Source organism: Alsobacter sp. KACC 23698, assembly GCF_045348435.1.
Taxonomy (GTDB): Bacteria; Pseudomonadota; Alphaproteobacteria; order Rhizobiales; family Beijerinckiaceae; genus Alsobacter.
In genome coordinates this window covers 3,431,466-3,456,063 of sequence record NZ_CP157484.1, presented here as the reverse complement: position 1 = coordinate 3,456,063, position 24,598 = coordinate 3,431,466, and the positions used below count along the sequence as shown (strand labels likewise).

Below are 24,598 nucleotides of genomic sequence, written 5' to 3'. Positions count from 1 at the left end.
TGCGGCTTCGCCCCTTGCGCGGGCCGTGGATTTGCGTCACGAGACGTCGCTTCACGAAGGCAGAGCCGCGGCGCAGGCCGGGCCCGGGGACCGCGCCCTGGGCGCTGCACCGCGAGGGATGAGCGAGAATGGCCGTGACTCCGATCGAAACCATCGAGACCGACGTCGTCATCGTCGGGGCCGGCCCGGTCGGGCTGTTCGCCGTGTTCGAACTCGGCCTGCTCGACATCAAGGCGCATGTCATCGACATCCTGCCGAAGGTCGGGGGCCAGTGCTCGGAGCTCTATCCCGAGAAGCCGATCTACGACATCCCGGGCTTCCCCATCGTCACCGGGGCAGGGCTCATCGACAATCTGATGAAGCAGATCGAGCCGTTCGCGCCGACCTTCCACCTCAACCAGATGGTGGCGTCGCTGGAGACGCTCGGAACGCCCGAGGCGCCCAGGTTCCGGGTGACCACCGACGCCGGCGTGGAGTTCCTCTGCAAGTCTGTCGTGATCGCCGCCGGCGGCGGCTCGTTCCAGCCCAAGAAGCCGCCCATCGCGGGCATCGAGGCCTATGAGGAGCACAGCGTCTATTACGCGGTGCGCAAGATGGAGGCGCTGCGCGGCCGGACGGTGCTGATCGTCGGCGGCGGCGATTCCGCCCTCGACTGGACCCTCAACCTCCAGCCGATCGCCAAGCGCGTCACCTTGATGCATCGGCGCGACGACTTCCGCGCCGCTCCCCACAGCGTCGAGCAGATGCGCGCGCTGGTGGCCAGGGGCGACATGGACCTGCGCATCGGGCAGGTGACCGGCCTCAAGGGCGCGGACGGCTGGCTGTCGGCCGCGATCTGCCGGGGGTCGGACAACGCTGTCTTCGAGGTCGCCTGCGACACCATGCTGCCGTTCTTCGGACTGACCATGAAGCTCGGGCCGATCGCCGAATGGGGCCTGAACCTGGCCGAGAACCTGATCCCGGCCGACACCGAGAAGTTCGAGACCTCGACGCCGGGCATCTTCGCCATCGGCGACATCAACACCTATCCGGGCAAGCTGAAGCTGATCCTGTCGGGCTTCCACGAGGGCGCGCTCGCGGCCCAGAAGGTCCATCGCTACGTCTATCCCGAGAAGAAGCTGCTCTTCCAGTACACGACGTCGTCGACCAATCTGCAGCGCAAGCTCGGCGTGGCCTGAGACCGCCGGGCGCTCCTAGACCATGCTGTGTTTTGACGGAAACGCAGCATGGTCCAGGTTTTTGGGTTGTCGCATGCTTGGCGCGAAAAGCCGGAATACACCTTTTCGCAGCATGCTGTAGCGGTCACTCCGCCTTGATGCCGCCCTCGCGGATCAGGGCTCCCCACGTCCTGGTCTCCGACGCCAGGAAGGCGGCGAGTTCGTCCGGGGTGGACCCCACCGGGATCGCGCCCGTGGCGATCAGGCGGTCCCTCGCGCCCTGGTCGGCCACCGCCGCCTGGACGTCGGCCGCCAGCTTGGCCACGATCTGCGGGGGCGTCTTGCGGTGCACGAAGAACGCGAACCATGACGAGACGTCGAAGCCCGGCACGGTTTCGGCGACGGTCTCGTAGTCCGGGGTCACCGGCGAGCGTTTGGCCGTGGTGATGGCGAGCGCCCGCGTGGAGCCCGCCTGGGCGTGCGGCAGGGCCTGCGAGATGTTGTCGAACATCAGGTCGATGCGTCCGCCGATCAGGTCCTGCGTGGCCTGGGCGCTGCCCCGGTAGGGGACATGGACCATCTTGGTCCCGGTCATGCGCTGGAACAGCTCGCCGGAGAGATGGATCGACGTGCCCACGCCGGAGGAGCCGTAGTTCAGCTTGCCCGGGTTCTGGCGGGCGTAGTCGATCAGCTCCTTCACGGACTTGACCGGAACCTGGTTGGAGACGACCAGCAGGTTCGGCACCATGGCGAGCAGGCTCACCGGCGCGAAGTCGCCGACCGGGTCGTAGTTCAGCTTGGGATAGAGGAAGGGATTGGTCGCCATCCCGACCGAGCCGATCAGCAGGGTGTCGCCGTTGGGCTCCGCCTTGACGACCGCTTCGGCCCCGATGTTGCCGCCCGCCCCGGGGCGGTTCTCCACCACGATGGTCTGGCCCCAGATCTGGCCCAGCCGGTCGGCCACGATCCGGCCCACCACGTCCGTCGCGCCGCCGGGCGGGAAGGGGACGACCAGCTTGATCTGGCGGCCTTTCGGCCAGGGCTCCTCGGCGAAGGCGGCGTCCGGCAGCGCGAAAGCGGCTCCCAACCCCAGCGATCCCATCAGGACGGTTCGACGATCGAGGTCGGCGTGCGACACCGCGTTTCTCCCTGCTCGGCCTCTTGAAGGGCCGCGCGGCGATCGTAGGCGACCTCGTGCTTGAATGTCCACGCCGTCGCCTTGACCTTGCGCAACGCCGGAACGGGCGAGGCGCGCTAGCGTCGGACCGTTGAGGTGAGGAGCTCCCCCCATGTTCAAGTCCATCCTCGTTCCCGTCGACCTTTCCGAAATCGACATGGCGCGCCCGGCGATCGACAAGGCGATCGCGCTGGCGGGCGTCAGCGACGCGGCCCTCGAGCTCGTCTATGTGCGCTCCATCCTGCCCGTGACCTTCATGGAATATGTCCCGCCGTCCTTCGACGAGGAGCAGCAGTCCGACTGCGAGAAGAGGCTGGCCGACTTCGCCGCATCGCTGCGGGCGCCGGGCGGGCGCATCGCCACGGTCGTGCGCATGGGCGCGGTCTACAACGAGGTGCTCGCCGAGGCCAAGAAGGTCGGCGCGGACCTGATCGTGATCGGTTCGCACCGGCCCGGCATGGCGACCTATCTGCTGGGCTCGAACGCCTCCACCATCGTGCGCCACGCCGAATGCTCGGTGCTGGTGGTGCGCCAGTCCCCATAGGCTTCCTGCGACCGGGTCAGCCGGCCGCCGGCATCACCCGCTCGGGCGGCGCGCCCGGATCGAAGGATCCGGGCCAGTTGCGCATCGTCATGGCGTGGACCTGCCAGCCGAGCGGGGCCACGAACAGCGCCACCAGCAGGGCCGCCGACACGCCGCCCCGCTGGGACGCGGCGAACCCCATCGCCAGCAGGCCCGCGACCGCCAGGGCTCCCGCCGCCGCGCTGAGCGCCCAGAGCACGGGCGGCGTCCCGGTCCGGCAGGCCAGCCGCGGATTGGCGGCCGCGGCTCGCGCCAGGAGCGCCCTGACGAAGGGCGCGTAGGTCCGGTCCTGGCGGTCGAATTCGAAGAAAGTCTTCCAGGACAGATTGCCGAGTTTCAGCGTGCGGCCGTCCGCCAGCCGCAAAGCGAGGCGGTAGCCCTTCGTGGTGAAGTTGGTCGGCGCATAAGCCAGCCGGGCCGACGCGATCGACCGGTAGGGCACCGTCTCCTGCTTGCGGCCGGTGTCCACGAAGAGCCCGTCCGGGTCCAGCCGGTAGCTCACCTCGAAGCCGAAGGGCTTCGGGCGGTGGGCGTAGGCGATGGGGGCGAGGTCGTGCATGGCGTCCTTCCGGCTGCGGCGCAGCTATCGGGCCGTGCCGGCGCGAATGCAAGCCGCGCGCGACAAGCGGCCCTATTCGGGCACGAGCTCCACCTTGACGCGGCGGCCGACGGCGTGGGCGAACTTGCGCAGGCTGCGGATGCTGGGCTCCTGCGCGCCTTTCTCCCAGCGCGCCACGGTGGACTGCGTCGTGTCCATCCGCTCGGCGAGCTGCGCCTGGGTCAGTCCGGCCGCCCGCCGCGCGTCCGCCAGTTCGAAGGCGAGGGCCATTTCGGGCGCGATCTCTTCATGCCGGGCGACAAAATCCGGGTCGGTCCGCCACTTGCGGCGAAGCTCGTCGAACGGGATGGTCATCTGGACAACTCCTTCATTCGGGCTTCGGCGAGTTCGATCATTCGGCCGGGCGTCGTCTGCCGCTTTTTGATGAACGCGACCAGGATCACGATCCTCCGACCCTCGACGGCGACATACAGCGCCCGTCCTTCCAGCCGCTTTCCACTCGGGCGCATCTCCCACAGTTTCCCGCGGAGATGCCGGACCAACGGCATGCCGACCCGGTCCAAGCCATGGGCCTCGATCCGATCGACGATGTGCAGAAGCCGGCTCCTGAGATCCAGGGGCCAGGCGTCAATCTCCTCCGCGACCGAACGGTCGTAGATCTCCACTTTCCACGTCATCGCAATATCTCAAAAATGCTATAAACGCAATCCTTACCGCACCAGCTCCCGCATCGCGCCGTCCAGCCCCTCCAGCGTCAGCGGAAACATGCGCTGGCCCATCAGGTCCTTGATCATCTGGATGGAGTGCGTGTAGCCCCAGTGGTTCTTGGGCACCGGGTTGAGCCAGATCGTGCGGGGGAAATGATCCAGCACGCGCTGGAGCCAGACCTGGCCGGGCTCCTCATTCATATGCTCCACGGCCCCGCCCGGCATCGCGACCTCGTAGGGGCTCATGGAAGCGTCGCCCACGAACACGACGCGGTAGTCCGACGGGTAGGTGCGGATGACGTCCCAGGTGGGCGTCTGCTCCTCGCGCCGGCGGCGGTTGGTTTTCCACACGCCCTCGTAGAGGCAGTTGTGGAAGTAGAAGTAGTCCATGTGCTTGAACTCGGTCTTGGCGGCCGAGAACAGCTCCTCCACCTGGGCGATGTGCCAGTCCATGGAGCCGCCGACGTCGAAGAACAGCAGCACCTTCACGGCGTTGCGGCGCTCCGGGCGTAGCTGCACGTCGAGGTAGCCGTGGGACGCCGTCTCCTTGATGGTGGCGTCGAGGTCGAGCTCCTCGGCCGCGCCCGTGCGGGCGAACTTGCGCAGGCGGCGCAGCGCGATCTTGATGTTGCGGGTGCCGAGCTCGACCGTGTCGTCCAGGTCCTTGAACTCGCGCTTGTCCCACACCTTCACGGCCCGGAAATTGCGGTTCTTGTCCTGGCCGATGCGAATGCCTTCGGGGTTGTAGCCGTAGGCGCCGAAGGGCGAGGTCCCGGCCGTGCCGATCCACTTGCTCCCGCCCTGGTGCCGGCCCTTCTGCTCCTTCAGGCGCTGCTGCAGGGTCTCCCAGAGTTTGTCCCAGCCGAGCGCCTGGATCTGGGCCATTTCTTCATCGGTGAGGTACTTTTCGGCCAGCCTGCGCAGCCATTCCTCCGGAATGCCGGTCGCCTCCACGGCGTCTCCGAGGCTGACCACGCCCTTGAAGGTCTGGCCGAACACCCGGTCGAACTTGTCGAGGTTGCGCTCGTCCTTCACCAGGCAGGCGCGGGAGAGATAGTAGAACTCGTCGACCGACTTGTCGGCGAGGTCGGCCTCCAGAGCCTCCATGAGCAGAAGATATTCCCGCAGCGTGCAGGGAACCTTGGCGGCGCGCAGATTGGTGAAGAAGGTCAGGAGCATGGGGGGAGTTTAGGGCGGCCCCGGCCTGGCGTCACCGGGGTTCGGCTGCTGATCCGCAGGTCGAGATATAGTCCTCCAGCTTTTCTCCGGGGTCGAGCATTGCGCGCGCATCGGCGTTCGCGAGAGCATAAATCCATTCTCCCCCTTCGCGAGCGCGCAGAAAAAGATCAAACCGAACAGGCCCGGCGGGAAGGGGCGTTGTGGCGCAAGCGGCGCCGTCCACCTTCCACGTCACATGTCCCCGGACGCCCGCGGCTTTGGCGCGGCGCAGTTCATCCTGCAGGTTGCGAGCGACATCGATCGCCCTGCTGTCCAGGCCGAAAACATGGAACCTGTTTTCAGCCTCTGAGGTCGGGGGCGAGTCGCTCGTCGGCCGCAGATGTAAGACCAGGTCTCGTCTCAATCCGTCAGACCGCGTGATGCTGAGCTTGAGGTTTTGGCGGCGCGGATCCGGTTGGATCTGCGCCGGTACGCCCACCGCGACCCTCACGGCGCCAGGGTCGAGCGCAAGCGGGTCCATGCGCATCAAGGTCGGCATCGAGATGATCGGAACCCCGCTGCAGGCCGCTACGACACAGGCCAACCCGGGAGCAAACTGAACACGCATGCTGAAATCTCTTTGTTGAATATTTTCTGTTTGACAGAAATTTTTTGCCTGTCAACTTAATGAAATTGCATCAAAGGAGAAAGACCATGATTGCCTTGTCGCCTTCTCACGCCGCGATGGCGTATGGACCGCAGCCGGCGTTGCAGCGCCGTATCGGCCTTTTGGCTGGGAACATGCAGGTCGGCGCCATTCTGTGGTTCGTGGCGGTGTTGCTTCAAACGCTGATTTTCTGGGGCCGTCCTCAGCACGTGCGAGAGGTCTATTCGCGCATCCTTGGCGTCGATGTCTCACAACAGAGTGTTTCGGCTTTCGCCGCGGCCGTCATGCTGGTTGGACTCGTGGTCCTGTGCGGCGCGTGGCTGGCCGTACGCGTCTGGCAGTTGGCCGGAACTTACCGGCGCGGCGGCGCCTTCACGGTGGAAGCCGCCACCCGCCTTCGGGGGCTCGCGCTGGCCGGCCTCGTTTCGCTCGGAGCGGATATCGTCGTGCGCCATCTCGTGGCGCCGGTCATGACGTTCGGCCTGCCGGGCGGGCCGCATTTCACGGGACCCTGGATAACGTCCCAGGATCTGCTGTACGGGCTCATGATCTTGTTTCTGTTCGCGCTTTCCGGGATTTTCCTGGCGGCGGCCGAGATGGCCGAGGATCAGGCGGCGATTGTCTAATGGCCATCATCGTCAATCTCGACGTCATGCTGGCGCGGCGAAAAATGCGGTCGCGAGAACTCGCAGCCTTGGTCGGCATCACCGAGGCGAATCTCTCGCTGCTGAAATCCGGCAAGGTCAAAGGCGTGCGCTTCGAGACGATCGAAAAGATCTGCGCGGCTCTGCGCTGCCAACCAGGCGATCTCATGGAGTACAGACCCGAAGAAGAAGGCGGGCCACAGAAGGATTAGCGACGCTCGTCGAGGACCCGGTATTCACCTTCGATGACGTCGGAAGCTGGTGGTGGCCGCCGGTCAAACGTCGACGCGCCAGCGCCGGCGCTCTGGCGCGCCTGCATTTCGCGCAGGGCTTTCTTGAGCCGCCAGCGGGCCAGCGCGCCGGCTGCGATCACGAAGGGGGCGAGCACCAGGATGAGGCTGAAGCCGATGATGGCGATCAGCAGCCCGACGCCGGCCGCCGCCGCGACGCCCAGCCATACGGCCCAGCGGGGCACGCTGGCGACGCGGGTTCCGGTGCGGTCGTTCATGATCAGGCGGATCACGGGCTTCTCCTCGCCCGCAAGGTGGGCCGGGGAGGCGGTGTTTTCAAGGCGGAACGCGGAGAGGGCGCCCTTGTGAGCCTTGCGGGCCGGACGCCGCCCGCGTACGCAGCGGGATGACCGAGACCCAGATCGCCGCTGCGCCGCCCACCCCCCTGCATGTCGCCATCGTGGGCGGCGGCCCAGCCGGGCTCATGGCGGCCGAAACCATCGCCACGGGGGCGGCCGGGCGCGTCGTCGTCACCGTGTATGACCACATGCCGTCGCTCGGCCGCAAGTTCCTGCTGGCCGGCCGGGGCGGGCTCAACCTCACGCATGGCGAGCCGATGGACGCCTTCGCGGAGCGCTACCGCGAGGCGGCGCCGCACCTGCGGCCGATGCTGGACGCGTTTCCGCCCGACGCGCTGCGGGCCTGGGCCGACGCGCTCGGGCAGCACACCTTTGTGGGCTCCAGCGGGCGCGTGTTCCCGAAGGCCATGAAGGCCTCGCCGCTGCTGCGCGCCTGGCTGCGGCGGCTCGACGGGCTTGGCGTGCGCGTCGCGCTGCGCCATCGCTGGACGGGGTGGGACGAGGCCGGGCGGCTACGTTTCGAAGGGCCCGACGGTGTCGTCGCCGTGGCGGCGGACGCCACCGTGCTGGCGCTGGGCGGCGCGAGCTGGCCGAAGCTGGGCTCCGACGGCGGCTGGACCGGATTGCTGGCGGCCAAGGACGTCGCGATCGCGCCCTTGCGCGCCGCCAACAGCGGCTTCGATGTCGCGTGGACCGACCTGTTTCGAGAACGCTTCCAAGGCGAGCCCCTCAAAGGCGCGGCCTTCACGGTGGGCCGCCGCCGCCTTAAGGGCGAGGCGGTGATCAGCCGCCACGGGATCGAGGGCGGCGCCGTCTACGCCCTGTCGGCGGAGCTGCGCGCCGAGATCGAGGCGCGCGGCGAAGCGGCGCTGTGGCTCGACTTGCGGCCGGACGTGCGCGCCGAGCAACTGGCCGAGCGCGCCGCCGCGATGAAGCCGGGGCAGTCCATGGCCAACGTGCTGCGCAAGGCGATGGGCGTGTCGCCCGTCGGCGCCGGCCTCCTGCGCGAGGCTTTCGGGCCCGACCTGCCGCGCGAGCCTTTGAAGCTCGCCCAGGCCGTGAAGGGCTGCCGGCTGCGCATCACGGGCGTCCGCCCGCTGGACCGAGCCATCTCGACGGCGGGCGGCGTGGCCTTCGAGGAGGTGGACGAAGCCTTGATGCTGAAGCGCCTGCCGGGCGTCTTCGTGGCGGGCGAGATGCTGGATTGGGAGGCCCCCACGGGCGGCTACCTGCTGCAGGCGTGTTTTTCGTCGGGCGTGGCGGCCGGGCAGGGCGCCTTGCAGCGGCTGGGGCAGGCCGGCTGAGCGACTGAGCGCGAACCCTCTCCCGCGCCAGCGGGGGAGGGCAGGGAGGGGGCGGTCGAGCGCCGCGCTCCGCCCAGCAATGCCGCGCGCGATCGCCCCCTCTGTCGGCTCCCGCCGACATCTCCCCCGCTTCGCGGGAGAGAGTTTGCCCTCGCGCCCCCGGGGATGACGCCGCAGCGAAATGCGCTAAGTTCGCCTCGACGCGTCCGCCCGGCGGACCCCAGAACCACCGAGCGGACCCCGCATGCGCTTTTCCGGCACCGAGCACTACGTCGCCACCGAGGATCTCAAGGTCGCGGTGAACGCCGCCATCACGCTGCAGCGGCCGCTGCTGGTGAAGGGCGAGCCCGGCACCGGCAAGACCGTTCTGGCCGAGGAGATCGCCAAGGCGGTGGGCGCGCCGATGATCACCTGGCACGTGAAATCCACCACCAAGGCGCACCAGGGGCTCTACGAGTACGACGCCGTGTCGCGCCTGCGCGACAGCCAGCTCGGCGATCCGCGCGTTTCGGACATCCGCAACTACATCCGCAAGGGCAAGCTCTGGGAGGCCTTCGAGAGCGACCAGCGGCCGGTGCTGCTGATCGACGAGATCGACAAGGCCGACATCGAGTTCCCCAACGACCTGCTGCTGGAACTCGACCGCATGGAGTTCCACGTCTACGAGACGGGTGAGACCATCCGGGCCGAGAAGCGCCCCATCGTGGTGATCACCTCCAACAACGAGAAGGAGCTGCCCGACGCGTTCCTGCGCCGGTGCTTCTTCCACTACATCAAGTTCCCGGACGTCGAGACGATGGAGCGCATCGTCGACGTGCATTTCCCCGACATCAAGAAGCGGCTCGTGGCCGAGGCCCTCAAGGTGTTCTTCGAGGTGCGGGACGTGCCCGGCATTAAGAAGAAGCCGTCCACGTCCGAGTTGCTGGACTGGCTGAAGCTGCTGCTGTCGGAAGACATCGGGCCCGAGACGCTGCTGGAGCGCGATCCCAAGAAGCTCATCCCGCCGCTGCACGGCGCGCTGCTGAAGAACGAGCAGGACGTGCACCTGTTCGAGCGGATCGCCTTCATGGCCAGGCGGGAGGGGCGCTCGGGCGCCTGAGGGACGAATGCCGCCCGGATCACCAGATCTTGGGCGGCGCCGGCCCATGCGCGTTCACGCCGGGCGAGCCCGGCGTCAGTCCCAGCAACGCCAGGCCGGCCCCGGTCAGGCCAAACGCCAAACCTGCCAGGACGCCGCTGTCCAGGAGGCTCGCCGCCGCCAGGAGGGCGGCGGGAAAGAGGGCGGCCCGGCCCCGGACCCCGATGTCCCGCAGGCGTCCTGCGGCCAGGATCGCCACAGCCGTCACGGCAAGGAGCAGGACGACGCTGATCGCCCACGAGGTGGAGCGCGCCGGCTCCGTGCAGCCGCCCAAATCGCCTGTCGCGACGAGGAACAGGGCGAGCGTGAGCGTTCCGGCGCCCAGCACGGCGAAGACGCCGACGCAAAATGTCGAGCGCTGCAGCCTTGCGGACAGGATGGAAGCAAAGGCCATCTGAAATCCATGAAGGAAAGCTAGGATCAAAACGGGAACACGCTAGCGCCCTGCGGAGGCTGCGGCAAGCTGTTCCACAATGCCCTGGCTGAACGCCCGAAGGGCCGTGCTAGACTCCCGCCTCCGAAACGTTGGACGCGCCATGCGACGCCTGATCATCTTCCGCCACGCCAAGGCCGTGCCGCATCACGCGGCGCCGGATTTCGAGCGGGCCCTGTCCGAGCGCGGCTTCGGCGACGCCGAGAAGGCCGGACGTTATCTGGCCGAGGAACACCTGCTGCCGGATCTGGCGCTGGTGTCGCCTTCGCTGCGCACGCGCCAGACCTGGCAAAAGGCGGCCGAAGCCGTGGGCGAGACGCCGGTCGTCCATGACGACCGCATCTACGAGGCCTCGCCGGAGGATCTGCTCGCGGTGGCGCGGGCCGCCGATCCCAAGGCGCGCACGGTCGTCATCGTGGGCCACAATCCCGGCATGGCGGAGTTCGCGCGGCGGCTGGTCGGGCATGGCGACCGCTACGCCTTCTCGCGCATGCGCGGCGGCTTCCCCACCTCGGCCCTGGCCGTGCTGGACTTCCCGGTCGACGGCTGGGGCGACGTGGATTTCGGCAAGGGTCGGCTCGACCGCTTCGTCACGCCCGGGTCGGCGGGAGATTAGGCCGTGACGAGCCGGACGCTCCCGTTCCAGGGCGGCGCCGGCTCGACATCGGGCTGCGACGGCCCCACATAAGCGGTCGCCCCTCCCTGGACTCCGCCCGCCCAGTGCCTCCATCCCTGTCCGATTTCGCCTTCGAGGCCCGCATCGCGGCGCAGTCGCTCGCCGACAGCCTCGGCGGACTGGCGCGCCCGACGGTCCGGCTCGGCGTGACGGGCCTGTCGCGGTCCGGCAAGACCGTGTTCATCACCGCGCTGGTGCATGCGCTCCTGCGCGGAGCGAGGCTGCCGGTGTTCCGGGCCCATGCGCAGGGGCGCATCCGCAAGGTCACGCTCGAGCACCAGCCCGACGACGCCGTGCCGCGCTTCGCCTATGAGGATCACCTGGCGGCGCTGTCGGGACCGGACCGGCGCTGGCCGGAATCGACCAGCCGCATCGCCGAGCTTCGCCTTGTCGTCGAATATGAGAGCGCGACGAGCTGGCTCTCCGGCCCGCGCACGCTGACGGTCGACATCGTGGACTATCCGGGCGAGTGGCTGCTCGACCTGTCGCTGCTCTCCAAGAGCTACGCCGAGTGGTCCCGCGAGACCATCGCGGCCTGCCGGGAAGGAGCCCGCGCGCCCGTGTCTGCGGCCTTCCTGGAGGCGGCGGGCGGGCTCGATCCGTTCCGTCCCGCCGACGAGGGCGCGGCGCGCCGCATCTCCGACCTGTTCAAGGAGGCGCTCGCCGCCGCCCGCGTCGAGCCGCTGTCCTTCTCGGCGCTGCCGCCGGGGCGGTTCCTGATGCCGGGCGACCTCGCCGGCTCGCCCGCCCTGACCTTCGCGCCGCTCGACTTGCCGGCGGACGGCGCGCCGCCCTCGGGCTCTCTCGCCGCCACCATGGAGCGCCGCTACGAAGCCTACAGGTCGCATGTGGTGCGCCCCTTCTTCCGGGATCACTTCGCCCGGCTGGACCGGCAGATCGTGCTGGTCGACGCGATGGCGGCGCTCAACGCCGGCCCCTCGGCGGTGTCCGACCTGGAGCGCGCGCTGGACGACGTGCTGCTGTCGTTCCGGACCGGGCGCAACACGCTGCTGTCGGCGCTGCTGAGCCCGCGGATCGACCGCGTGCTCTTCGCCGCCACCAAGGCCGACCACCTGCATCATTCCAGCCATGACCGGCTGGAGGCCGTGCTGGCGCTCCTGGTGGACCGGGCGCGGCGCCGGGCCGAGGGCCTGGGCGCGCGGGTCGACGTCGCCGCGCTCGCCTCCATCCGGGCCACCCGGGAGGCGCAGGTGCGCCAGGGCCGCGAGGAGCTCTCCGCCATCGTGGGCAAGCCGCTCGCCGGCGAGGTGATCGGCGGCGAGAGCTTCGACGGCGAGACGGAGGCGGCGGTGTTTCCCGGCGAGCTGCCGCAGGATCCCGCGGCCGCCCTGGCGAGCGCCGGCCAGGCTGACTACGGGCTTCGCTTCGTGCGCTTCCGGCCGCCTGCGGCGACCACCGGGCCGGACGGCCGGGCGGCGGCGCTGCCCCATATCCGCCTGGACCGGGCCCTCGAATTCCTCCTCGGCGACCGCCTGACATGAGCAAGACCCCGCGCGCGTTCCGTCTCGACGACCCGAATGTCCGGCTGGGTCCGCTGCCCCGGGCGGACGAGGCCATGGCCGAGCGGGCCGTCGCCATCCAGGACACCGACGACCAGGCGGTCTTCGAGGAGGCGGTGGTCGAGGAAGCGATCGAGGAGCATGAGGCGGAGCTGGGCCTCGGCAAGCGGCTTTTCGGCTGGGGCGGCGTGTTCGCCTCGGCGGCGGGCGGGCTCCTGCTGCTCTGGCTCAGCGTGGCCGTCGAGCGCTTCGTCGCCGACCTCCTGGCGAGCAGCCCGACCCTGGGCGCCGTGGCGCTGGGCCTTGCGGCGCTGGCCGGCGTCGCCCTCCTGGCCCTGGCGGCGCGGGAGCTGGGCTCAATCTGGCGCGGGCGGGCGATCGGCAAGCTGAAGGCCCGGGCCGAGGCGGCGCTGGCCTCCGACGACGCCCGGGAAGGGCGCGCCATCCTGGCGTCGCTCGCCTCGCTCTACGCCTCCCGGCCCGAGACCGCGCGCGGACGGGCGCGCCTGGAGGAGACCGCGCAGGACATCATCGACGGGGCGGATCTCGTCCGGCTCGCCGAGCGCGAGCTCCTGGCGCCGCTGGACGTCGAGGCGCGCGCCGCCGTCGCCGCGGCGGCGCGGCGCGTCTCGATCGTCACCACGATTTCGCCCAAGGCGCTGCTGGACGTGCTGTTCGTCGCCGCGCAGGCGCTGCGGCTGATCCGGCGCGTGTCGGAGATCTATGGCGGACGGCCAGGCTTCCTCGGCTCCATCCGGCTCGTCAGGGCGGTGGCGGGCCACCTCGCCGTCACGGGCGGGATGGCGATGGGAGACAGCCTCGTCCAGCAGGTGCTCGGCCATGGCGTGGCCGCGCGCCTCTCCGCCAAGCTCGGCGAGGGGGTGCTGAACGGGCTCCTCACTGCCCGGGTCGGGCTCTCGGCCATCGCGGTGTGCCGGCCGCTGCCCTTCTCGGACAGGTCCGCGCCCACCATCCGGGAGGTGGCCGGCTTCCTGTTCGACCGCGGAACCCCGGCAAAAACTGCCGGATGACGCAGGCTGCGGCGCTCAGCCGTTGCCGGGTTGAAAGCGTCTGAATCCAATAATTTGTTGATTATCAAAAGGCAAAGAACTGGCACGCCGGTTGCGACGCGGGTTGCACGACAGAATGTCGCGTTCAACCAGAAGGTTCGTTGCCATGAGTCTCTTCGGCGCCATGACCACCTCGGTCTCGGGTCTCCGCGCGCAGTCCTATGCGCTCGAGAACATCTCCGACAACGTCGCGAACTCCCAGACGGTCGGCTACAAGCGCGTGGATACGAGCTTCAAGGATATGGTCCCGGACTATCCGCTGGAGCAGCAGGTCGGCGGCTCGGTGATGGCCTTCGCCCGCGGCACCAACACGGTCACCGGCAATTTCATGTCGTCCGGCATCTCCACCAACATGGGGATCATCGGCGACTCGTTCTTCGTCGTCCGCAAGTCTGTCGGCACGTTGGACGGACAGCCCGTCTTCTCGTCGAACGATCTCTACACCCGGCGTGGCGACTTCACGCTCGACAAGGACGGCTACCTCGTCAACGGCGCGGGCCGCTATCTCTACGGCAACGCGCTCGATCCGATCACGGGCGCAGCGGTGGGAGCGCAGCAGCCGATCCAACTGACGGCCGGCGTGGTGCCGGCGCGCGCCAGCACGACCGTGCAGTACATGGCCAACCTGCCGTCGGTCCCGAAAACGGCGAATTACGATCCCAGCGTGCCCGGGAGCGATCTCTACACCGGCGCGTCGGCCGTCACCGCGGCGCTCGAGCCAAACTTCATGAAACAGACGTCCACGGGCGGCACCTTGACCTATTACGATGGCGTCGGCACGCCTACGACGGTCGAGATGCGGTGGGCCAAGACGGCCGCGAACACCTGGAACCTCTACTACCAGAACCCCATCTATGACGCGGCGACGAGCCCGAACAAGTGGATCGCGGCGGGCGGCGCCACGCCCACCCCCTTCACCTTCGACAGCCTGGGCAAGCTGACCGCGCCGACGGGCGGCTCGACCACCCTGACCGGCCTGACGGTCGGAACGACGGCGCTGAACCTCGATTTCAGCAAGGGCCTGACCCAGTTCAACGACACCAGCAGCGGCGGCGGCGTCAATGTCCGCGTGCTGAAGCAGGACGGATACGCCGCCGGCACCGTCAACAACGTCTCGGTGATGTCCGACGGGCGCATCGTGGCGAGCTACTCCAACGGCGTCACGTCGCCGCTGGCGCAGGTGGCGTTCGCCCATTTCAACGCGCCGAACTCCTTGAAGCGGGAGGATGGATCGACCTTCTCGACGACGCTGGAGGCGGGCACGCCCCTGGGCGGCCTGAACGGCGGATCCGTGATGGGAGGTCAGCTGGAGGGGTCCAACACCGACATCTCGGAGGAGTTCTCCAAGATGATCATCACCCAGCAGGCCTACTCGGCCAACACCAAGATCATCACGACCGTCCAGCAGATGATGCAAGACACCGTCAACATCATCCGCTGACCGGCCGCCATGACCCGCCCCCGTCCCACGCCTTCTCGACCCCTCCTCGCGGCGCTCGCCAGCAGGGATGGGGCGGGCGTGGGCCCGGCAGGATTTGCCGCGTCTCCCTACGGTTGTCGCTCATCTGGAATTGAAATCATCAGTTGTAAACCGTCTAAGTCGCTGTTTTTACGTGTAGCAGTGCGTGGCACACGCGTTGCGTGCCGTCTCGATGTCCATACGCCGCGACCGAGGGTCCGGCGGGCCATCGAGAGGCGGGTTTCCATGAGTATTTTCGGCGCGATGACCAATGCGGTCACGGGGTTGAGGGCGCAATCCTTTGCGCTCGAGAATATCTCCGACAATATCGCGAACTCCCAGACGACTGGCTACAAGCGCGTCGACACCAGCTTCCAGGATCTCGTGCCGGACTACCCGCTGAGCCAGCAGGTCGGCGGCTCGGTGATCGCCTCGTCGCGCGGGACCAACACCGTCGCGGGCAATTACACGAACACGGCGGTGTCCACCAACGTGGCCCTCAACGGCGCCGGGTTCTTCGTGGTGCGCGACCGCGCCGACACCCAGGCCGGCCTGCCGATCTTCTCGCAGCGCGATCTCTACACCCGCCGCGGCGACTTCTCGCTCGACAAGAACGGCTTTCTGGTCAATGGCGCGGGCCGCTACATGGTCGGCACCAATCTGGACCCGACCACCGGCGCGCTCACGGGCAGCCCGGGCGTCCTGCAGTTCAACGGCGGCTACGTCCCGGCCGTGATCTCCAAGCAGATCGACTACAAGGTCAACCTGCCGGCGATGCCGGTGACGGCGGCCTACGACCCGACCGTCGCGGACAGCGAGCTGCTGCCCGCCGCCTCGGCCACCGCCACCGTGACGGGGGCCAACGACGCCGCCTTCGAGCGCAACACCGTCTCGGGCGGGAACGTCACCCTCTATGACGGCCAGGGCGCGCCCGTCACCGTCCAGATCCGCTGGGGCAAGCTCGCCAACGGCACGACGACCCCGGCGGCCCCGGACCAATGGGCGATGTACTACTCCAACCCCGCCTATGACCCGAGCGCGGCGACGGCCGCGACGGACACCATGTGGTTCAGCGACAGCAACACGGCCGCCACCGCGTTCGAATTCGACTCCGCCGGCAAGCTGACCAAGCCGACCAGCGGGTCGATGGACATGACGAACCTGAAGATCGACGGCACGAACCCGATCAAGTTCGACGTGTCGTCCGGCCTCACCCAGTTCTCGGACGTCAGCGGGCAGGTGAAGAGCTCCTCGGTGCGCCAGGACGGCTACCCGGCCGGCAAGTTCGACGGGATCAACATCGAGAGCGACGGGCGCATCGTAGCCAGCTACTCGAACGGCCAGACCCAGGCCTTGGCGCAGCTCGAAGTGGCGCGTTTCAACGCGCCGAACGCGCTGAAGCGCAAGGACGGCTCGACCTTCGAGGAGACCCTGGAGTCCGGCCAGCCGCTCTACGGGCTGAACGGCGGGTCCATTCTCGGCGCCCAGCTGGAATCGTCCAACACCGACATCGCGGAGGAGTTCTCCAAGATGATCATCACGCAGCAGGCCTATTCGGCGAACACCCGGGTGGTGACGACGTCCCAGCAGATGCTGCAGGACGCCATCAACATCATCCGGTGAACCCCGTGAGGATCGGGTGATCTCATGAGCCTCTCCGGCGCCCTTGGAAACTCCCTCAGCGGCCTGCGCGCGACGCAGTCCGCCATGGAGGTGATTTCCAGCAACGTCTCCAATGCGGGCACGGCGGGCTATTCGCGCCGCAGCGTCGTCGCGGTCGAGACGGATAACGGCTCGGGCTCCGGCGGGGTGCGGATCGAGGGCATCATCCGCCTGTTCGACAGCATCCTCCAGAAGGAGCTGCGCACGGAGACGAGCGGGTCCGGCTACACGGGCGTCAAGTCCAGCATGACGACAGAGCTCTCGCGCCTGTTCGGCGCGCCGGGCTCCTCGACCGCGCTCGACACCATGATGAGCAAGTTCACGAGCTCCCTCCAGGCGCTCCAGACCGATCCGTCGAACGCCGTCGCGCGCTCCAGCGTGCTCAACGCGGCCGGGGATCTCGCTCACAGCATCAACAAGGCCTCCGACGGCGTCCAGGCGCTGCGCCAGGACGCGGAGTCGGCGATCGCGACCGACGTGGGCCGGGTCAACTCGCTCCTGAAGGAGATCAGCGACGCCGACATGCGCGTGCTGTCGACCCGGGGGACGGATCCGGCGGTGCTGGACCTGCGCGACGCCAAGATCACCGAGCTCTCCAGCCTCATCGACGTCAAGGTCACCGAAGGCCAGAACGGCTCGGTCTCGCTCGCCACCACCGGAGGGCTGAGGCTCTATGACGCCGGGGCGCCGGCGACCTTCAGCTTCGACCAGCGCACCATCGGGCCGAACAGCCTCTATGACACCGATCCGACCAAGCGCATGGTCGGCACGATCACCATGACGGACGCCTCCGGGCGGAGCATCGACGTGATCGGTCAGAAGCTGATCCGCTCGGGCGAGCTCGCCGGGCTCGTCGAGATGCGCGACAGCACGCTCGTGGACGCACAAAATCAGCTCGACACCCTGGCGGCGTCGCTCGCCAGCTCGCTGTCCGACCGCACCCAGGCGGGCGTGGCGGCGGGGGCGACCGGGTTCGACCTCGACACGACCGGGATCAGGCCCGGCAACGTGATCACGCTCGACGTCACCGTGGGCGGCGTCGCCAAGCGGGTCTCGATCGTGTCGCTGACCAGCGGGACCTTGCCGGCCGGCGCGACGCCGGACCCCAACGACATCGAGATCGGGGCTTCCTTCGCCACCGGACCGGCGGGCGCGCTGGCCTCCGTCCAGGCCGGGCTCGACGCCGCCTTCGGGCCAGGCAAGTTCACGGCCTCGAACTCCGGAGCGGTGCTGCGCATCGACGCCGCCGTCCCCACGACGGCCGTGACCGGGATGTCGGCCAAGATCACCGTCGCGTCGCCCATTGGCACGCCGGCCGGGAGCGAGTTGCCGCTCTTCGTCGACGCGGCGCGCGGCGGCACCCTCTACACCGGTTCCTTCGACGGGACGTCGCAGAAGGTCGGCTTCGCCAGCCGCATCGGCGTCAACGCGGCTCTCGCGCCCAAGGACCTGGTGGCGTATTCGTCGACCACGCCGGCCGGCGACGACACCCGTCCGAAATTCCTCATCGACGCCCTCACCAAGGCCACGACGACCTTTTCGGCGGCCGGCGGCGTCGGAACCGCCTCCGCGCCCTTCGCCGGCACGGTCACGGACTACGTCAAGCGGATCGTGGACGCGCAGGGCGCGAACGCGGCCTCGGCCCAGAGGCTCGACGAGGGCCAGCAGGTCGTCCAGACGTCGATCGAGAGCCGCTACGCCCAGACCACCGGCGTCAGCGTCGACCAGGAACTGGCCAATCTGGTGCAGATCCAGAACGCCTATTCGGCCAACGCCCGCATCATGAGCGCCGTGAAGGAGATGATGGATCTCCTGATGCGGATGTGACCAGGACGCCCCCATGAGCATTTCATTCCCAGGCGGATCCTCGATCGACGCCACCCTGTCACGCCACGGCGCGTCGAGGCTGGTGAGCATGAAGCAGCAGCTCGCCCAGCTGCAGGCGCAGATCTCCACCGGCAAGATCGCCGACAACTACGCCGATCTCGGCGCCGGGCGCGCCAGGAGCCTGGACGTGCGCCAGAAGCTGTCCACCATCGACGCCTATTCGGCCTCCATCACCGACACCACCATCCGCACGAAGGCCCTCGAGCTGACCCTCACCCGCATGGAGAAGATCGGGACCGACATGGCGGCGTCGTTGACCCCGTCGGCTTATGAGCTCGACTCCAACGGCCAGACGCTTCAGCAAAAGATCGCGAAGGGCAATCTGCAGGAGGTGATCGACCTCCTCAACCAGGACAGCGCGGGCCGGGCGTTGTTCGCGGGACGCAGCGCCGACAAGTCCGCCGTCACGGTGGACGCCGACGCGATGATCTCCGGCGTCCGCTCGGCCATCGCGCTGCGCAAGGCGAACGACGCGGGCGCGCCGGCCAATCTGGGCAGGCTCACGCTCACGGCCGCCGGTTCGACGGCGACGATCGCGCCTCCGGCCGCGGCGGTCCCGCCCGCGGTGACCTACGGGCTCGGCATGCCGGCCACCCAGACCTTCGACTTCACCACCACGCCGAGCGACGGCCAGACCTTCCAGGTCAACCTGACGATGCCCGACGGCGCCTCCAAGACGCTCACCCTGGTGGCGCGGACTACCGTGCCCTCGCCGGGCGCTCCCGCCGACGAGCTGTCCTTCGCCATCGGGGCGACCCCCGCCGCCACGGCGACGAGCTTCGTCGGGGCGGCGACCAGCGCGCTCACGGCGCTCACGTCCTCCAGCGAGTTCTCGGCCGCGTCCTCGGTCGCGGGCGCCAAGGACTATGTGGCCAACACGGCCAACTGGTACGGCGGCGACACCAGCGCGACGCCCCGGGCGTCGGCGTCGTCGCGCATCGACGACGACCAGACGGTCGGGATCGGGATGGAGGCGTCCGAGCCGGCGTTCCAGAACCTGCTGGCGCAGCTGGGCGTCCTGGCGGCCGAGAGCTTCTCGACCGCGACGGCCACCGACAAGGACCGCTACGCGGCGCTGACCTCGCGCGTCTCCGACCAGATCAAGCGGCCGGTCACGCCGACGAGCCCGGCCCCCGGCAAGGCCTACACGATCCAGTCCGCGCATGTGGACATCGGCCTTGCGGCCGTGACGCTGAAGAACGCCCAGCAGCGCCAGACCGACACCAAGGCGCAACTGGAGAACGTCCTCTCGGGCGTGGAGGACGCAAACCCCGAGGCGGTGGCCGCGCAGCTCATGACGCTGCAGACGCAGCTGCAGGCGAGCTACCAGATGACGTCCACGATGGCCAAGATGTCGCTGGTCAACTATCTTGGCTGACGCGCCGCTCGGGGCGGCATGCGGGCGGCGCGGGTCCCCTGCGTGCCTGGCGCGCCCGCGCGGCATGGGCATGGCCGCCGTCCTTTGCTAGACCTTCCTGCAGCCCGCGCCGCCGGTCGGCGACGGAGAAGAACGCTCAAGGGAGGATGCGGACGTGTCTCTGGCTGATCGCCTGGAAGCCTGTCACAGCTCGGTCGTTCATGACGTGATGAAGGACATGGGCCTGTCCATCCGCGTCCTGCCGCGCACCATCCTGGGGCTGGAGCCGTGGATGAAGGTCGCCGGACCGGTGTTCACCGTCCGCGGTCGGCCCGATCCGTCGCTCGACAAGCATACATCCCTGTTCGAGTGGTCCGGCCTTCTGTCGAAGTCGCCGGCGGGGCATGTCGTCGTGTGCCAGCCCCAGGACGACGTTCGGGCGCTGTTCGGCGGGCTCTCGGCCGAGGCGCTCAAGATCAAGGGCGTGCGCGGCTACATCGTCGACGGCGGCTGCCGCGACATCCAGGCGATCGTCGACCAGCGCTTCCCGGTCTTCGCGCGCTACGCCACCCCCATCGACATCGTCTGCGCCTGGCGGGCGGAGGCGTTCGGCGAGCCGGTGGCGATCGGCGGACACCTGGTCCAGCCCGACGACATGGTGCTGGCCGACCGCGACGGCGTGATCCTCATCGAGGGCTCCGCCGCCGAGGCGGTGGTGGCGGCCGCCGAGACCAAGATGGCGACGGAAGGCGAAATGGTGAAGGCCATCCGGGCGGGCGTCGATCCGCAGGAGGCCTATCTGAAATACCGCGTCTTCTGACCCGGCCATGTCCCGCAAGCTCAGATCCCAGGCCTGGTTCGGGGGCGATTCCAAGGACAGCTTCATCCATCGCAGCTGGATGAAGAACAACGGGCTGCCGAACGACGTCTTTGACGGGCGCCCGGTCATCGGGATCTGCAACACCTTCTCCGAGCTGACGCCCTGCAACGCCCATTTCCGGGGCCTCGCGGAGCACATCAAGGCCGGCGTGCTGGAGGCGGGCGGGCTGCCGCTGGAATTCCCGGTCTTCTCCTGCGGGGAATCGAACCTGCGGCCCACCGCGATGCTGTTTCGCAACCTGGCGTCCATGGACGTGGAGGAATCGATCCGGGGCAACCCGATGGACGGCGTCGTCCTCATGGCGGGCTGCGACAAGACCACGCCGTCGCTGCTGATGGGCGCGGCCAGCTGCGACCTGCCGACCATCCTGGTCTCGGGCGGGCCGATGCTGAACGGCAAGTTCCGGGGCGCCGACATCGGCTCCGGCACCGACGTGTGGCGCTTCTCCGAGGACGTGCGCGCCGGCGTGATGAGCCGGGACGACTTCATGGCCGCCGAGAACGCCATGTCCCGCTCGCCCGGGCACTGCATGACGATGGGCACGGCCTCCACCATGGCCTGCATGGCCGAGGCGCTCGGCATGGCGCTGCCGGGCAACGCCGCCTATCCGGCCGTCGACGCGCACCGCGCGCGGCTCGCCAGGCTGACCGGCAGGCGCATCGTCGCCATGGTCCACGACGACCTGCGCATGTCGCAGATCCTCACCCGGGAGGCCTTCGCCAACGCCATCCGGGTGAACGCCGCCATCGGGGGCTCGACCAACGCGGTGATCCACCTGCTGGCGATCGCGGGCCGCATCGGGGTGGACCTCACCCTCGAGGACTGGGACCGCTACGGCCATGACGCGCCCACCATCGTCGACCTGATGCCGTCAGGGCGCTACCTGATGGAGGACTTCTGCTACGCGGGCGGGCTACCGGCCACGATGGCGGAGATCGCCGACCTGCTCGATCTGGACGCCCTCACGGTGACGGGCCGGAGCGTGAGGGAGAACATCAGCGGCGCGGTGAACCACGCCCCGCAGGTGATCCGGCCGCGCGGCCAGGCGCTCGTCGCGCATGGCGGCGTCGCGGTGCTGCGCGGCAACCTCGCGCCCAACGGCGCCATCCTGAAGCCGTCCGCCGCGTCCCCCGAGCTGATGCGGCACCGGGGCAGGGCGGTCGTGTTCGCCTCCATCGAGGACTACAAGGCGCGGGTCGACGACCCGGCGCTCGACATCGACGAGAGCTGCGTGATGGTGCTGCAGAATTGCGGGCCGAAGGGCTATCCCGGCATGGCCGAGGTCGGCAACATGGCGCTCCCGCGCAAGCTGCTGGAGCGCGGCGTGCGCGACATGGTGCGCCTCTCCGACGCGCGCATGAGCGGCACCGCCTTCGGCACGGTGGTGCTCCACGCCGCGCCGGAGGCGGCCGTGGGCGGCCCGATCGCGCTGGTGCGCGACGGCGACATGATCGAGCTCGACGTGGAGGCGCGGCGGCTGCATCTCGACGTCCCGGACGAGGAGATCGCGGCGCGCCTGGGCGCCTGGCGCGCGCCCGCGCCGGCCATGACGGGCGGCTACCAGAGCCTCTATGTCGAGCGGGTGATGCAGGCGGACCGAGGCGCGGACCTGGATTTTCTCGTCGGGCGGCGCGGACACGACGTCCCGCGCGAGAGCCACTGACCCGGGGAGGAGAGGGTGGGCGTCAGGCCGCCTGCGACTGCACGCGCAGGCCGGCCGCGATCTCGCGGTTGATCGAGATGAGCGGAGCGAGCTTCTCGGGAGCGGGGGCGATCATCACGTCGATGCTGCGCCGGAACACGAAGAAGGCCAGGTTGGCGATGTTCTGCTTCAGCGCCGACGGAAGCGGGTTCTGCTCGTCCGTGGCCGAGGTGGCCAGGATGGTCCAGAGCTTGCGGTTGTAGGTCAGGGCCGCGTCGGCGTCCCCCTTGCGGGCCTCCCAGTCCTCCGTGAGGGCCTGGAGCCGGGACGCCGCCTTCAGGAGAAGGCCGGCTTCGAGATCACGGGGCGCAAGCGAAGCGGTTTGGGTCTTGGCGTACGCATTAGCCGCGTAATGCATGTTCCAGCAACTCCGCCTCGTAATCGATGAGCTTCTTCGAAGCCTTCAAAGCTTTGTAGATATCGCTACTTAAGATTAGGTTATTGATTTCCGCCACCAGAGGTAGAGCGCTGGGCGCGGCGCCGAGGAAGTCCCTCACGAGCTGGAAATAGGCGTCGTGGTAGCGGCTGGTGTCCTGGTCGAGGTACATGAGCTGCACGGCCAAGTAGATCTTCTTGGCGGGCGTGTCGGCGGTCTCGGCCGTGAGGATGTCCTTTTCGCGCAGGATGGGGGCGTGGCCCTCGATGAAGAACCGAATGCGGGAGTCGGCGTTGCGCAGCACCACGTTGCCGATGATGATCCGCTCGTTCGGCTTGAGTTCGACTTTCAGAGCCATGCTGTCCCTCCTGGACCCTTGATCGGGCCGCCCCGGCGGCGGCCCCCGCGTCGTTTGTCGATCAGCCGAACAGGCGCAGCACGCCCTGGTCCGCCTGGTTGGAGAGCGAGAGCGCCGTCTGCGACAGCTGCTGGCGCGTCTGCAAAGCCAGCAGGTTGGCGGCCTCGGCGTTCTGATCGGCGTTGACCAGGTAGTCCGCGCCGGTCTGCAGCGTGGTCACCATGTTACGGGTGAAGTCCTGCCGGGTCTGTGCGACCGCCAGATTGGAGCCGAGGTTCGACGCGGTGGACCGCAGCGAGGCCAGCGCCGTCGTCAGCGAGTCCGAGGCGGTCGTCAGGTCCACGTCGTTCTGGATGTTGAAGGTCGTGGCCGAGGTGGTCGTGCCGGCCTGCAGGATTCCCAGATTGGCCGCCGTCATGGTCGTGCCCTGGACGTCGAGCTTGTTCTGGTTCGACCCGGTCTTCTCGTTGAAGATGATCGAGAGCTTGTCGCCGTCGAGCAGGTTGGTGCCGTTGTAGCCGGCGTCCTTGGCGAGCTGGTCGATCTGGGTGCGCAGGTCGTTGAACTGCTGGATCAGGTTGGCGCGCACCGCCGAGGTGCCGCCCGCGGAGGCGACGCCGGTGGTGGCGTCGGCCGCCAAGAAGCCCAGCGCCACGTTGGCGCCGCCGGCCTGCGCGGCCGTGAGGGCGGCCGCGTTGCTGGCGCCCTGGCCGACGCCGATCTGCAGCGTGTTGGAGCCGGAGCCGGTGATGACCAGCTTGCCGTTATCGTCGACGCTGGCGCTGGCGATGCCGGACTTGTTGATCTCGGCGACGAGGTCGCGCACCGTCGAGGTGGTGCTGTTCAGCGCGTAGGACGTGTAGGTCGTCGTGCCGGAGGTCAGCGTCAGCGCCACCGAGGCGCCCGTGCCGATGCCGACCGCGCCGGCCGAGCTGGAAGTCGCGGCCGCGGCCGCGGCGCCGCCCAGCACCTTGTTGAGCGTCACGTCCTTGAGGCTCGATCCCGTGGCGGTGACTTCCGCGGCGGTCGCCAGGGCGGTTCCCGACTTGGTCGGCCGGTTCGCCAGCGCGTCCGCCTGGGCCTGCTTGATGGTGGACTGGGCCGACTGGATCAGCTTGGTGATCGAGTCGATGCCCTTGGAGGCGGCCTGGATGGTCTGCACCGAGTTGGACATGCCGTCGAGCAGGCTGGAGAGCTGGCTCGCCCGGTCGTTCAGGCCGAGATTGGTGAAGTAGTTGACCGCGTTGTCGACGGCCGAGTTCACCTTCTTGCCCGTCGCCAGCCTTTGCTGGACGGCGGTGGACTGGGCCGCCACGTCTTGCAGCGCCAGAAGATTGTTGCGAACTCCCTGAGACAGGACGGTATTGGCCATGGGCGTCGATCCGTTTCATTCTGACGGAGCGGGTGGTTGTGGCCCGCCGATCGACGCAATCATTGGTTGTTAACCCTAACCAAAGGTTAACCAAACTGTAGAAATGCAACCCCATGGCGCAATTGCGTGACGGCGCCGCCAAAAAGACGAAAGGCGAGGGTGG

Annotated in this window: 26 protein-coding genes; 15 read left to right on the top strand and 11 right to left on the bottom strand. The window is 68.5% G+C overall.

Translation table 11 applies throughout. The annotated features are described in order from the left end of the window. The first annotated feature begins 128 nt into the window (after positions 1–128). A complete protein-coding gene (locus tag ABEG18_RS16440) occupies positions 129–1,178 on the top strand; it encodes an NAD(P)/FAD-dependent oxidoreductase (protein WP_406854128.1) in 1,050 nt (349 codons plus the stop codon). Positions 1,179–1,302: 124 nt separating this feature from the next. Here the strand turns inward: ABEG18_RS16440 and ABEG18_RS16435 are convergent, their stop codons facing one another. Next, complete coding sequence (locus tag ABEG18_RS16435) at positions 1,303–2,295, bottom strand: Bug family tripartite tricarboxylate transporter substrate binding protein (RefSeq protein WP_406854127.1); 993 nt, start codon at positions 2,293–2,295, stop codon at positions 1,303–1,305. Between the two features lie 151 nt (positions 2,296–2,446). On the opposite strand from ABEG18_RS16435, the gene ABEG18_RS16430 reads away from it, so the two are divergent. Continuing rightward, entirely contained in the window at positions 2,447–2,878 is a 432-nt protein-coding gene (locus tag ABEG18_RS16430; protein ID WP_406854126.1) for a universal stress protein, read from the top strand. Positions 2,879–2,894: 16 nt separating this feature from the next. On the opposite strand, the gene ABEG18_RS16425 is transcribed toward ABEG18_RS16430, so the two are convergent. The 5 genes from ABEG18_RS16425 to ABEG18_RS16405 form a co-directional block, all read right to left on the bottom strand. After that, positions 2,895–3,476: a hypothetical protein gene (locus tag ABEG18_RS16425; protein WP_406854125.1), complete on the bottom strand. Its 582-nt coding sequence runs from the start codon at positions 3,474–3,476 to the stop codon at positions 2,895–2,897. 72 nt (positions 3,477–3,548) lie between these two features. After that, on the bottom strand, positions 3,549–3,830 hold the full coding sequence (locus ABEG18_RS16420; RefSeq protein WP_406854124.1) for a helix-turn-helix transcriptional regulator: 282 nt from the start codon (positions 3,828–3,830) through the stop codon (positions 3,549–3,551). Beyond that, a complete protein-coding gene (locus ABEG18_RS16415) occupies positions 3,827–4,141 on the bottom strand; it encodes a type II toxin-antitoxin system RelE/ParE family toxin (protein WP_406854123.1) in 315 nt (104 codons plus the stop codon). The genes ABEG18_RS16420 and ABEG18_RS16415 overlap by 4 nt, the downstream gene beginning before the upstream one ends. A 45-nt stretch (positions 4,142–4,186) precedes the next feature. Continuing rightward, positions 4,187–5,362 carry a vWA domain-containing protein gene (locus ABEG18_RS16410; RefSeq protein ID WP_406854122.1) on the bottom strand — a complete coding sequence of 392 codons (1,176 nt, stop codon included), beginning with the start codon at positions 5,360–5,362 and terminating at the stop codon, positions 4,187–4,189. A 31-nt stretch (positions 5,363–5,393) separates the two neighbouring features. Next, complete coding sequence (locus tag ABEG18_RS16405) at positions 5,394–5,900, bottom strand: hypothetical protein (RefSeq protein ID WP_406854121.1); 507 nt, start codon at positions 5,898–5,900, stop codon at positions 5,394–5,396. 155 nt (positions 5,901–6,055) lie between these two features. On the opposite strand from ABEG18_RS16405, the gene ABEG18_RS16400 reads away from it, so the two are divergent. After that, a complete protein-coding gene (locus ABEG18_RS16400; RefSeq protein WP_406854120.1) occupies positions 6,056–6,634 on the top strand; it encodes a DUF2975 domain-containing protein in 579 nt (192 codons plus the stop codon). Next, on the top strand, positions 6,634–6,864 hold the full coding sequence (locus ABEG18_RS16395) for a helix-turn-helix domain-containing protein (protein ID WP_406854119.1): 231 nt from the start codon (positions 6,634–6,636) through the stop codon (positions 6,862–6,864). Before ABEG18_RS16400 ends, ABEG18_RS16395 begins: the two co-directional genes overlap by 1 nt. Here the strand turns inward: ABEG18_RS16395 and ABEG18_RS16390 are convergent. Beyond that, positions 6,861–7,175, bottom strand: a complete 315-nt coding sequence (locus tag ABEG18_RS16390) for a hypothetical protein (protein ID WP_406854118.1) — start codon at positions 7,173–7,175, stop codon at positions 6,861–6,863. The two genes, ABEG18_RS16395 and ABEG18_RS16390, sit on opposite strands and share 4 nt — an antisense overlap. 113 nt (positions 7,176–7,288) lie before the next feature. Between ABEG18_RS16390 and ABEG18_RS16385 the strand changes: the two genes are divergently transcribed. Both ABEG18_RS16385 and ABEG18_RS16380 read left to right on the top strand, forming a co-directional pair. Beyond that, on the top strand, positions 7,289–8,545 hold the full coding sequence (locus ABEG18_RS16385; protein WP_406854117.1) for a TIGR03862 family flavoprotein: 1,257 nt from the start codon (positions 7,289–7,291) through the stop codon (positions 8,543–8,545). A gap of 244 nt (positions 8,546–8,789) precedes the next feature. Then, positions 8,790–9,644, top strand: coding sequence for an AAA family ATPase (locus ABEG18_RS16380; protein WP_406854116.1), 855 nt, complete (start codon positions 8,790–8,792; stop codon positions 9,642–9,644). A 19-nt stretch (positions 9,645–9,663) separates the two neighbouring features. On the opposite strand, the gene ABEG18_RS16375 is transcribed toward ABEG18_RS16380, so the two are convergent. Further along, on the bottom strand, positions 9,664–10,077 hold the full coding sequence (locus ABEG18_RS16375; RefSeq protein WP_406854115.1) for a DUF805 domain-containing protein: 414 nt from the start codon (positions 10,075–10,077) through the stop codon (positions 9,664–9,666). Between the two features lie 142 nt (positions 10,078–10,219). On the opposite strand from ABEG18_RS16375, the gene ABEG18_RS16370 reads away from it, so the two are divergent. From ABEG18_RS16370 to ABEG18_RS16330, 9 genes are all read left to right on the top strand, one after another. Next, entirely contained in the window at positions 10,220–10,732 is a 513-nt protein-coding gene (locus tag ABEG18_RS16370; protein ID WP_406854114.1) for a SixA phosphatase family protein, read from the top strand. Between the two features lie 104 nt (positions 10,733–10,836). Then, positions 10,837–12,294, top strand: coding sequence for a YcjX family protein (locus ABEG18_RS16365; RefSeq protein WP_406854113.1), 1,458 nt, complete (start codon positions 10,837–10,839; stop codon positions 12,292–12,294). Next, positions 12,291–13,343, top strand: a complete 1,053-nt coding sequence (locus tag ABEG18_RS16360) for a YcjF family protein (RefSeq protein ID WP_406854112.1) — start codon at positions 12,291–12,293, stop codon at positions 13,341–13,343. The genes ABEG18_RS16365 and ABEG18_RS16360 overlap by 4 nt, the downstream gene beginning before the upstream one ends. 145 nt (positions 13,344–13,488) lie before the next feature. Beyond that, positions 13,489–14,823 carry a flagellar hook protein FlgE gene (locus ABEG18_RS16355; RefSeq protein WP_406854111.1) on the top strand — a complete coding sequence of 445 codons (1,335 nt, stop codon included), beginning with the start codon at positions 13,489–13,491 and terminating at the stop codon, positions 14,821–14,823. A gap of 264 nt (positions 14,824–15,087) precedes the next feature. Continuing rightward, positions 15,088–16,464 carry a flagellar hook protein FlgE gene (locus ABEG18_RS16350; RefSeq protein WP_406854110.1) on the top strand — a complete coding sequence of 459 codons (1,377 nt, stop codon included), beginning with the start codon at positions 15,088–15,090 and terminating at the stop codon, positions 16,462–16,464. A gap of 24 nt (positions 16,465–16,488) precedes the next feature. Then, positions 16,489–18,330: a flagellar hook-associated protein FlgK gene (gene flgK / locus ABEG18_RS16345; protein WP_406854109.1), complete on the top strand. Its 1,842-nt coding sequence runs from the start codon at positions 16,489–16,491 to the stop codon at positions 18,328–18,330. 13 nt (positions 18,331–18,343) lie between these two features. Then, positions 18,344–19,768, top strand: a complete 1,425-nt coding sequence (locus tag ABEG18_RS16340; protein ID WP_406854108.1) for a flagellin — start codon at positions 18,344–18,346, stop codon at positions 19,766–19,768. A gap of 154 nt (positions 19,769–19,922) precedes the next feature. Continuing rightward, positions 19,923–20,567, top strand: coding sequence for an RraA family protein (locus tag ABEG18_RS16335; protein ID WP_406854107.1), 645 nt, complete (start codon positions 19,923–19,925; stop codon positions 20,565–20,567). Between the two features lie 7 nt (positions 20,568–20,574). Then, the gene (locus ABEG18_RS16330) at positions 20,575–22,290 is read left to right on the top strand and encodes an IlvD/Edd family dehydratase (RefSeq protein ID WP_406854106.1); all 1,716 of its coding nucleotides are present in this window, start codon (positions 20,575–20,577) and stop codon (positions 22,288–22,290) included. A gap of 22 nt (positions 22,291–22,312) precedes the next feature. On the opposite strand, the gene flaF is transcribed toward ABEG18_RS16330, so the two are convergent. The 3 genes from flaF to ABEG18_RS16315 all read right to left on the bottom strand — a co-directional run bounded on the left by flaF (position 22,313) and on the right by ABEG18_RS16315 (position 24,435). Next, entirely contained in the window at positions 22,313–22,687 is a 375-nt protein-coding gene (flaF, locus tag ABEG18_RS16325) for a flagellar biosynthesis regulator FlaF (protein ID WP_406854105.1), read from the bottom strand. Continuing rightward, a complete protein-coding gene (gene flbT, locus ABEG18_RS16320; RefSeq protein WP_406854104.1) occupies positions 22,671–23,063 on the bottom strand; it encodes a flagellar biosynthesis repressor FlbT in 393 nt (130 codons plus the stop codon). The genes flaF and flbT overlap by 17 nt, the downstream gene beginning before the upstream one ends. Before the next feature lie 61 nt (positions 23,064–23,124). After that, a complete protein-coding gene (locus ABEG18_RS16315) occupies positions 23,125–24,435 on the bottom strand; it encodes a flagellin (protein WP_406854103.1) in 1,311 nt (436 codons plus the stop codon). Positions 24,436–24,598: the final 163 nt, after the last annotated feature.